This is a genomic window from Ferroplasma sp. Type II, assembly GCF_000496155.1.
This window is the reverse complement of record NZ_KI542781.1, coordinates 1-1,383: the sequence shown is the minus strand read 5'-3', so window position 1 is coordinate 1,383 and position 1,383 is coordinate 1. Positions and strand designations below refer to the sequence as shown.

Below are 1,383 nucleotides of genomic sequence, written 5' to 3'. Positions count from 1 at the left end.
TAATTTACATTTGATTTAAATTATGTATGAAAATAAAATTTCCGGGTCAACCGTAATCATCGACGGAAGCAATGTTGCTCTTTATGGCCTTAAAAACTCACATCAGAAGAAGGCAGTTTTAAACAATATACTTAAGGTCGTTAATAAGTTGAATGAATTAAAGGCTTCCGAAATAATAACAATATGTGATGCAAATATAAGGTATCTTATAGATGATACGGAAAAATTCAACCAGATGGTGGCAAATAGGAAACTTATTATTTCTCCCTCAGGAATAAAGGCTGACACATTCATTCTGGATTATGCCAGAGAAAAAAACTGTCTCATAGTATCCAATGACAAATTCAGGGATTATAGGCATGATAACTGGATTGGGAAAAATATAGACAATATCACACTTGGATTCATTTTTGTTGGTAATGACGTTATGCTGGAACCGGTTAACGGAAATAAAAAGTTAAAAAAGAAAACAATTGAGAAGAAACAATCACATTGGTGGCATTTTTTTAAAAATAAACAGTGACTTCCATCAAACAATTTCAAGATTTTATAACGGGATAATATTATATATATTATTTTAATATTGGTCTGGAGATAGCCTCGTGAATTAGCAACATATATAATGTTCAATAAATAACCATTATGATCGGGGGTATTTTCACCATAAGAGGTGAATCATAATGGAGGTAGGAATTAAAGATCAAATGGTAACAAATTCAATTTTGGAGGCGGAAGGGATATATTTTTCATACGACAACGGCTATGATGTATTTGAAAATATAAACATAGAGGCTGGGCAGGGAAAGTTTATTGCTATTATTGGCCCCTCTGGAATAGGGAAATCAACCCTTTTGAGGATTCTGGGAGGATTTCTGAAACCGGATAGGGGAACTGTCAGACTGCTTGGCAAACCACTCTATGAACCCATACCTGAGGTTGCATTGATTCATCAGTCTATAGTTACATTTCCATGGATGGATGCAAAGGAAAATGTAATGCTGTCAATGAAAACAAAGGACATGTCAAAGAATGAGATGGTAGAAAAAGCCAAGGAATCCCTATCCAGAGTGGGCCTGGATGGCTTTGAGGATCTGTATCCCAAGGAAATGAGTGGAGGAATGCGCCAGAGAGTTGCAATAGCAAGGGCATTTGCAGCAGATCCATATGTTTTTCTTATGGACGAGCCATTTGCACATCTCGATGAGCTCACAGCAGAAGGTCTCAGACAGGATATATACAATATACTTTTTAGCGGTGAAACACCATTAAAATCTGTTATAATGGTTTCCCATAACCTTACAGAGGTACTTGAGCTGGCAGATGAAATATACATCCTTAACAATATACCTGCAACAGTTGTGGGAAAGTAGAGGTCACCATGGC

General features: G+C 36.3%; 1 protein-coding gene and 1 pseudogene. Both read left to right on the top strand.

Going from position 1 to position 1,383, the window contains the following annotated elements:
- The first annotated feature begins 22 nt into the window (after window positions 1–22).
- Entirely contained in the window at window positions 23–523 is a 501-nt protein-coding gene (locus AMDU4_RS11140; protein ID WP_021788074.1) for a hypothetical protein, read from the top strand.
- Window positions 524–680: 157 nt separating this feature from the next.
- A pseudogene (locus tag AMDU4_RS11135) lies at window positions 681–1,367 on the top strand (ATP-binding cassette domain-containing protein); the annotation flags it as partial.
- Window positions 1,368–1,383: the final 16 nt, after the last annotated feature.